The organism is Pseudomonas sp. GD04158, assembly GCF_029834875.1.
GTDB classification, from domain to species: Bacteria; Pseudomonadota; Gammaproteobacteria; order Pseudomonadales; family Pseudomonadaceae; genus Aquipseudomonas; species Aquipseudomonas hydrolytica.
The window spans coordinates 22,980-30,491 of the sequence record NZ_JAODYT010000054.1 but is presented as its reverse complement, the minus strand read 5'-3'; the positions used below and the strand labels follow the sequence as shown (position 1 = coordinate 30,491).

The 7,512-nt window shown below is 67.2% G+C and carries 8 protein-coding genes; 3 read left to right on the top strand and 5 right to left on the bottom strand.

The features are described 5' to 3' along the window. On the bottom strand, positions 1 to 1,289 hold a 1,289-nt coding region (locus tag N7333_RS18105), incomplete at its 3' end, for a putative inorganic carbon transporter subunit DabA (protein WP_279859189.1). Next, positions 1,286 to 2,818 carry an NADH-quinone oxidoreductase subunit L gene (locus tag N7333_RS18100; RefSeq protein ID WP_129482304.1) on the bottom strand — a complete coding sequence of 511 codons (1,533 nt, stop codon included), beginning with the start codon at positions 2,816 to 2,818 and terminating at the stop codon, positions 1,286 to 1,288. The genes N7333_RS18100 and N7333_RS18105, both read right to left, overlap by 4 nt. A 101-nt stretch (positions 2,819 to 2,919) precedes the next feature. On the opposite strand from N7333_RS18100, the gene N7333_RS18095 reads away from it, so the two are divergent. After that, positions 2,920 to 3,798 (top strand): LysR family transcriptional regulator, encoded by an 879-nt coding sequence (locus N7333_RS18095; protein ID WP_012018455.1) that lies wholly within the window; start codon positions 2,920 to 2,922, stop codon positions 3,796 to 3,798. 12 nt (positions 3,799 to 3,810) lie between these two features. Here the strand turns inward: N7333_RS18095 and N7333_RS18090 are convergent, their stop codons facing one another. Then, the gene (locus N7333_RS18090) at positions 3,811 to 4,737 is read right to left on the bottom strand and encodes a LysR family transcriptional regulator (protein ID WP_129482303.1); all 927 of its coding nucleotides are present in this window, start codon (positions 4,735 to 4,737) and stop codon (positions 3,811 to 3,813) included. Between the two features lie 140 nt (positions 4,738 to 4,877). Between N7333_RS18090 and N7333_RS18085 the strand changes: the two genes are divergently transcribed. Beyond that, positions 4,878 to 5,273 carry a RidA family protein gene (locus N7333_RS18085; protein ID WP_003239712.1) on the top strand — a complete coding sequence of 132 codons (396 nt, stop codon included), beginning with the start codon at positions 4,878 to 4,880 and terminating at the stop codon, positions 5,271 to 5,273. Positions 5,274 to 5,326: 53 nt separating this feature from the next. On the opposite strand, the gene nfsB is transcribed toward N7333_RS18085, so the two are convergent. Both nfsB and N7333_RS18075 read right to left on the bottom strand, forming a co-directional pair. Continuing rightward, positions 5,327 to 5,977 (bottom strand): oxygen-insensitive NAD(P)H nitroreductase, encoded by a 651-nt coding sequence (gene nfsB / locus N7333_RS18080; protein ID WP_003239710.1) that lies wholly within the window; start codon positions 5,975 to 5,977, stop codon positions 5,327 to 5,329. A gap of 131 nt (positions 5,978 to 6,108) precedes the next feature. Beyond that, the gene (locus N7333_RS18075) at positions 6,109 to 6,978 is read right to left on the bottom strand and encodes a LysR family transcriptional regulator (protein WP_129482302.1); all 870 of its coding nucleotides are present in this window, start codon (positions 6,976 to 6,978) and stop codon (positions 6,109 to 6,111) included. 105 nt (positions 6,979 to 7,083) lie between these two features. Here N7333_RS18075 and N7333_RS18070 point away from each other — a divergent pair, with 105 nt between their 5' ends. Further along, entirely contained in the window at positions 7,084 to 7,506 is a 423-nt protein-coding gene (locus tag N7333_RS18070; protein ID WP_003239706.1) for a VOC family protein, read from the top strand. The last annotated feature ends 6 nt before the right edge of the window (positions 7,507 to 7,512 follow it).

Below are 7,512 nucleotides of genomic sequence, written 5' to 3'. Positions count from 1 at the left end.
AGGGTGAAACTCGACGCCGGCAGGCGCTCGAACAGCTGCCACCGCCCCTGGCGCGCCAGACGCTTCTGCCGCCGCTCGGCCAGCACGCGGTCGCGCTGGCTGTCGCCGCAGCTGTCGCTGACCGCCAGCTGGGCGGCCAACAACCCGGGCAACTGCGGGCGCGTGGCGGCGGTGCCCAGCGGCGTGTAGGCAATGGGCAGGCCGAAGAAGCCGGCAAAACCACCGGTCCGCACCTGCGGGCAGGCCTGCTCGAGGGCGCGACGCAGAGGTTCGGAACGCACGTCGATGCAGAAATACACCCGTGCCAGCTCGGGCGCCTGCGCCGGCACCGCCTGGGGCCGGCGCAAGCCTTGCTGCAACTGCTCCTGCCAGGCCAACTCTTCGGCGCGCTGACACAGCAGCAGCGCCTGCCATCCGGCCGCAGGCACCTGGCTGCGAGCTGCTTGCCAGGCCTCGCGCCAGTTGCTCCAGCGGCTGCCGGCGTGGCGCAGACGATCATCCACCAGCCATTCCCACGCGGCGCGGATCGCCAGCAGTTGCCGCAGGCTGTCATCGTCGTCGCCCTGAAGCCGTGCCTGCCAGCGCCGGTAGGCGCACCAGGAAGCCCAGCCAAGGCTGCGCAGCAACAGGCAGTCGAACCATTCGTCCAGCTCATCGGCCGCCAACCCCAGGCGCTGTACCGCAACCTCCAGTGCCGCCTGCGGCTGCATCGGCAATTCGCCGATGCGCTGACGCAGCTCGGTACAGGCACTGAGCACGCTGAGTCCTCGATCCTGCAGCATGGCCGCGCGCCAGGCCTGATACAGCCCTTCCGAGCGATCCGGACGCCAGTCGGCCTGTGCCTCGTCGAACCAGGCCGCGCAGCACTGCCCGATCTGCTGGGTGATCAATGTCGGCCAACCTGGCAGGGCGATTTCGGCATCGGCCATGTCCTCCAGCAGCGGCAGCCCGCACGCCTCTGCATCCTGCGCGGGAAGCAGGTGCAGCAGCTGCGCCGGTGTCCAGCTCGAGCCGGCCTCGTCCAGCGCCTGCTGCAGGTGACGGCCATCGAAATGCCCTTCCTGCAGGGCCTGCCGATACGCCTGCGCATCCAGCGTCAGTCGGCTGCCGGCGCGGCGCCAAAGCTGCTCGGCCACCTCCTGCCAGGCCTGATCGCGCCGTTCCCAGAGGGGGCTGACGGCAATCATGCGATCCAGCGGCCAGGTGGGCGCGATGCGCTCGCACGCGCGTCTGGCGGCGGCGTGCAGCAGATCGCGGTCGATGGCGACGAAATGTTCGAGAGCGGTCATGAGCGTTCTCCGTTCACGGGCAGGCCCGGCCGGCGTGGCGGCCACAGGCGGAAGGTCAGGCGGGTGAAGTGTTCGTCAAGGAAGAATCCGGCGAAGGCTGCCGGGTACAGGCGCCGCGCCAGGACGCCCTCGGGCCTGGCGACGATGCATGCCTGCACCAGGTACAGCGCGGCGAACAGCCCGAGCGCCAGCAGCGTCAGGTAGAGCGAATGCGCCCCGGATGTGGCGTCGGCGCCCAGTATCCAGGCGGCTCCCAGGTGCCACAGCAGATACAGGCCGAGCAGCAGGATCAGCATCGTCAGCCCATGGGCCAGACCGCCGCGATGCAGGCACCAGGGCGCCAGCCCGACGGCGACGATGGCCAGCGCTTCCAGCGGCAGCGGATGCGTCGGCAGCCAGTACAGCCAGAGCTGGTGAAGCAGCGTGATACCCAGGCCGGCCAGTCCTAGCGCCAGCAGCAGCGAGCGAAGACGCGGCGCCGGGCGCCGTGCCTGCAGCGCCTGGTGGCGCGCCTGCAGCACCGTTTCACCGGAGGCGAGGAAGGCGTGCGCCTTGTACAGCGAGTGCGCCAGCAGATGCACCAGTGCCAGTTCGTAGAGGCCCAGCCCGCACTCGAGCAGCATGAAGCCCATCTGCGCACAGGTGGACCAGGCCAGACGTACCTTGATGCTGATGCGCGTCATCATCACCAGGGCCGCCAGCACCGCGGTCAGTCCGCCGACCACGACCAGCAGCGTCTGCGCAGCCGGCGCCGCCGAGAGCAAGGGTGCGAAGCGCAGCAGGAGAAAGCCGCCCAGATTGACCAGGCCGGCATGCAGCAGCGCCGACACCGGCGTGGGGGCCTCCATCACCTGTATCAGCCAGCCGTGCACAGGCAGCTGTGCGGATTTCAGTATCACCGCCAGCGCCAGCAACATGGCGGCCAGCTGCAGATCCCAGCCCAGCGCGCCACCACTGTCCTGGCGCGCGGCGACCTGCTCGAGAATCAGCGCGATCTCGCTGCCGCCGGCGGCTCGCACCAGCAGCACGGTCGCCAGCAGCAGACAGAGATCGGCCAGGCGGCTGGCAAGAAACTTCTTGTGCGCCACCACCTGCGCCATCGGCCGGTCGCGGTAAAAGGTCAGCAGCTGATGCAGGCACAGGCTCGAAACGATCCATGCACCGACCAGCAGGTACAGATCGCCGCTGGTCACCACCAGCGCGACCGATGCCAGGGTGCCGAGCAAGGCCAGTACGTAACGGCGCTGCCCCGGCTCGCCGTCCAGATAGCGGTGGGAAAACTCGATGATGACCAGCGCCAGCAGGCTGACCAGCGTGGCCATGGCCAGGCCCAGGCGATCATTTTCCAGGCTGTCCAGCGTCGCTTGCAGCAGCGCGGCCAGGGCCAAGGCAAAACCTGCGTAGCCGGCCAGTCGGGCGGGCCGCCACAGAGCGCCGGTGCGACCGGCCGCGACCAGTGCCGCCGGCACCAGGGCCACGGCGTACACCCAGGGCAGCAGGCTGGCCAATTCAGTAAGGACCGGTGGCATGGGTGCTCTCCGAAGATGAGGACGACATTAGTCTCCGGCAGCGCTTTATTTATTTAAAATAGATTGATAAGAATCAAGCATTCTTCTTTAGAGAACATAAAATGCGCCGCCTGAACTTCCATCACCTGCACTATTTCTGGGCCGTGGCCAAGGAAGGCAACCTGACCCGCGCCGCGCAGTCACTGCATGTGGCCCAGTCGGCGCTGTCGACGCAGATTCGCGCCCTCGAAGAGCAGCTTGGCCATCCACTGTTCATTCGTTCCGGGCGCAACCTGCTGCTGACCGAGGCCGGGCGCCTGGTGCTGGATTACGCCGAGAGCATCTTCGCCCTCGGCAGCGAGCTGCAGATGACCCTGCAGGGCGCGCTGCAAGCCAACCGGCAGCTGCGTATCGGCGCGGTGGCGACCCTGTCGCGCAATTTCCAGGAAAACCTGCTGCGGCCCTTTCTCGGCCGCGCCGAACTGCGCATCACCCTCGAGTCCGGCAGCCTGGGCGAGTTGCTGGAACGCCTGGCCCTGCACAAGCTGGATGTGGTGCTGACCAACCAGGCGGTGAGCAGCGATGCCCAGCGGCCCTGGCGCTGCCGTCTGCTAGACCGCCAGACGGTGTGCCTGGTCGGCCCGCCGCGCACCACGGGGCAAAGCTTCGAGCTGCGCCGCGACCTGCCGCAGGCGCGCCTGATCGTGCCGGGGCGCAGCAGCGACATCCGCAGCCAGTTCGAGCTGTTCTGCGACAGTCACGACCTGCAGCCGAACATCTGTGCCGAGGTCGACGACATGGCCATGCTGCGTCTGCTCGCACGCGACTCGGGCGACCTTGCCCTGCTGCCCGCGGTGGTGGTGCAGGATGAGCTGCAGGCCGGGCTGCTGCAGCTGTACGCGGAGATTCCGGAGGTGGCCGAGCAGTTCTTCGCCGTCACCCTGCAGCGTCACTTCAACCTCAACATCCTCGACGAGCTGCTCGCCCAGCGGCCCGGCTGATCCGAATGCGCGTCACACCGGCGGGCGCGGCTGCAGCGGTGCATGCTCGGCCATCAGCCCCACCACCCAGTCGATGAACACCCGCAGCTTGGCGCTGACATGGCGATTCGGCGGGAAGGCGAGGTACATCGGCATCGGAGTCATCTGCCAGTCGTCGAACAGGCGCACCAGCTCGCCGCTGGCCAGATGCGGCCTGGCCATGTAGTGCGGCAGCCAGAGCATGCCCAGCCCCGCCAGGCCGGCGGCGAGATAGGCATTGCCGTCATCGACCGTCAGCAGCGGGCGGCCCTGGGCCTCGATGCGCTCCTCGCCGCGCTGCATGGCGTAAGGCAGGGCCTTGCCGGTGCGCGACCAGAGAAAGCCCACCGTGCTGTGCGCGCCCTCGCCCAGCTCCCGTGGATGGCCCGGCATACCGGCGCGCTGCAGATAGCCCGGCGTGGCGTAGATGCCGAGCTGCAGATCGCCTATATGCCGCGCCACCAGCGACTGGTCGGTGATCTCGCCGCCGCGCACCACGCAATCGACGTTCTCGCCGATGATGTCGACGATGCGGTCGCTCACCCCCATGGTCAGCTGGATTTCCGGATAACGCTCATAGAAGGCCGGCAGCGCCGGTATCAGCAGCATGCGCGCCAGCGGGCTGGGCACATCCACGCGCAGACGGCCCCGCGGCGCCAGCGCCGCGCTGGACAGGCTGGTCTCGGCGTCGTCCATGTCGGCCAGCAGGCGCACCACCCGCTCGTAATACGCCGCGCCATCGGCCGTGACGTTGACCTTGCGCGTGGTGCGATTGAGCAGGCGTACGCGCAGGCGCGCCTCCAGCTGCTGGATCAGCTGCGTGGCGCTGGTCTTGCTCATGTGCAACGTGGCGGCGGCCTGGGTGAAGCTGCCGGTCTCCACCACCCGGGCGAAGGCCTGCATCGCATCGAAACGGTCCATTTCCTGTCTCGCTCATGACTGTATTGTTTGGATTCTACAAACAGTCATGACCAGAGTTGCTCGTTTATCCAGGCCGCTTGCGTTTTTACAGTGACTCCATCGCAAACAGCGGGCCGCCGTGGCCCAGATGGAGACATGCAATGACCAGCAAACGTGACGTGGTTTTCCCGCCCGAGCGCCATGCGCTGTACGAGCTGCACCGCTACTCGCCGGCGATTCGCTCCAACGGCTTTCTGTTCGTGTCCGGCCAGGTCGGCAGCCGCAAGGACGGCTCGCCCGAGCCCGACCTGAAGGATCAGGTACGCCGCACCTTCGCCAACCTCAATGCGATCCTCGCCGAGGCCGGCTGCAGCTTCGACGACGTGGTCGACACCACCATCTTCATGGTCGACCCCCACGCGAAGTTCGAGACCCTCTGGGAAGTGGCCGGCGAATACTGGGGCGAGGCGCCCTACCCGACAGTCACCGCCATCGGTGTGACCTGGCTGGCGGGCTTCGATTTCGAGATCAAGGTGATCGCCAAACTGCCGGAGTAAGTGGCGGGCAGGCCCCTCTGCGCGCAACGGCAGAGGGGCCGTGGCTGGCCGGCTCAGAGATGGGTGAAGACACGCTCGGCCGGCAGGCGCGATTTCGGCAGCGCGGCGTTGAAGTCGCTGTCGCTGCGATACCCCAGCGCGACCATGACCAGGCTGCTCAGGCCCTGATCCGTCAGGCCCAGTTCGGCGTCCAGCGCCTGGCGGTCGATACCTTCCATGGGCGTGGCATCCACGCCCTTGGAAGCCGCGCCCAGCAGCAGCGTGCCCAGGGCGAGGTAGGCCTGCTTCTCCATCCAGTGCTGCAGGTCGTCGAGCCCGCGGTGGAGATTGACGTAGCTGCTGCGGGTGTTGTGCTGCGTGGCGCGCGCGGCCTCGTCGCGCAAGCGGCCATCGGCAGCTTCCTGCTCCAGCAGCTCGGCCAGGTAGGCATCGTCGATGTCGCGCCGGGTGCAGATCAGGATCACATGGGAGGCGTCGAGGATCTTCGGCCGGTTGTAGGCGAAACCCTCCTGAGCGCCCTTGGCCAGACGCGCCTTGCCTTCGGCCGTGCTCGCCACGACGAAGTGCCAGGGCTGCGAATTGACCGAGGAAGGCGACAGACGCAGCAGTTCGAGCAACTCGTCGATGACCGCCTGCTCCACCTGGCGGCTGGCATCGTAAGCCTTGGTGGTGTAGCGCTGACGCGCGAAGGCAACGGGACTCATGGACACTCTCCTGATTCGATGGATGTAGGCGAAATGAGCGCCAGTCTGAGCCATGCGTGCGCGCGGAAAAAGCCGGCCAGATCACCAAGAGTTTCAAAGAAAAAATGAAAATGCAGCGTGGGGCCGCGCGTTCAGCGGGCCACGCCCACGCCCTGCAGGCACTCGATGAAGCCGGCCACGGCCGCCGAGCGGCTGACCCTGGGGTACAGCGCGCCGATTTCCCGGTGGATCGGCAGCGGGCCAAGCTCGATGACGCGAACGCTGGCCGGGAGCGGCAGAATGCTTTCGGTCAGCGGCACCACCGCCACGCCGAGACCGCTCTCCACCATCGAGCGCATGGCCGGGATATCGTCCACCTCGATCCACTCCTGCGGCGCGAGCGAGTTGTCGCGCAGATAGCGTTCCACCTGCCGTCCACCGAACGAGGAGCGGTCGTAGCGAATGAAGGGCTGCTCGCAAATCAGCGCCCGCCAGTCCTCGCCGGCCACGCTCGCCGGCGCCAGCAGCGCGTAGCGCTCGCGGACCAGCGGCGTCCATTCCAGCTCCCGCGGCGGCTCGAAGGCCGGGCGGATGAGAATGGCCAGGTCCAGTTCGCCCGCCTCCACCCTGTCCATCAGGTGCAGGGAAACCCCAGGCAGAAGGTTCACCCGCGCATTGGCGAAACGCTGCCGGAAAGGCACCAGCGCGCGGGTCAGAAGGGTCGCCTGTACCGAGGCGATCGCACCGATCTCCAGGGGCTGGGCCCACTCCTCGTCCTGGGTCGGCTCGCCGAGCGCATCGAAGGCGGACACCAGCGCCTCGGCGCGCGCCAGGGTGCGCAGCCCGGCGGCATTCAGCGTGGCCGAGCGCCCGGTGCGATCGAACAGGGCGAAGCCCAGGGTGTCCTCGAGACGGCGTATATGCCCGCTGACCGCGGCCTGGGTCAGGCCGACCCGGTCGCCCGCCGCACTGAAGGTGCCATAGCGGGCGACGGCGATCAGGGTGCGCAGTTCGGTGATCATGGCAATTGATAAGCTTCCGTTTTGCTCATGATCAGAACATATAGTTTTTTATGAACATTGTCGCCGACTAGGATGATTCCACTCACCCACAACGAGGGAACTCCAATGACTGCGCTATGCCCGTTCCACCTGGCCTTTCCGGTTGACGACCTGGCCGCCGCCCGCGACTTCTACGGCAACCTGCTCGGTTGCAGCGAGGGTCGCAGCTCGCCAGAGTGGGTCGACTTCAATTTCTACGGCCACCAGATCGTCGCACACCTGGCGCCCGGTGAAGCCGGCGCCGGCCCGGCCAATGCGGTAGACGGCCACGGCGTGCCGGTACGGCATTTCGGCGTGGTGCTGTCGATGGCGCAGTGGCAGGACGCCGCCGAACGCCTTACTGCAGCGGGCGTCGATTTCATCATCGAGCCCTATATCCGCTTCAAGGGCGAGCCGGGCGAGCAGGCGACCATGTTCTTCCTGGACCCAAGCGGCAACGCCATCGAGATGAAGGCCTTTGCCGACATCGGCAACCTGTTCGCCCGCTGACCGCGC

Coding starts and splice junctions, on each gene's coding strand:
- N7333_RS18100 (WP_129482304.1), bottom strand. CDS start 2,818: ATGCCACCGGTCCTTACTGAATTGGCCAGCCTGCTGCCCTGGGTGTAC.
- N7333_RS18095 (WP_012018455.1), top strand. CDS start 2,920: ATGCGCCGCCTGAACTTCCATCACCTGCACTATTTCTGGGCCGTGGCC.
- N7333_RS18090 (WP_129482303.1), bottom strand. CDS start 4,737: ATGGACCGTTTCGATGCGATGCAGGCCTTCGCCCGGGTGGTGGAGACC.
- N7333_RS18085 (WP_003239712.1), top strand. CDS start 4,878: ATGACCAGCAAACGTGACGTGGTTTTCCCGCCCGAGCGCCATGCGCTG.
- nfsB (WP_003239710.1), bottom strand. CDS start 5,977: ATGAGTCCCGTTGCCTTCGCGCGTCAGCGCTACACCACCAAGGCTTAC.
- N7333_RS18075 (WP_129482302.1), bottom strand. CDS start 6,978: ATGATCACCGAACTGCGCACCCTGATCGCCGTCGCCCGCTATGGCACC.
- N7333_RS18070 (WP_003239706.1), top strand. CDS start 7,084: ATGACTGCGCTATGCCCGTTCCACCTGGCCTTTCCGGTTGACGACCTG.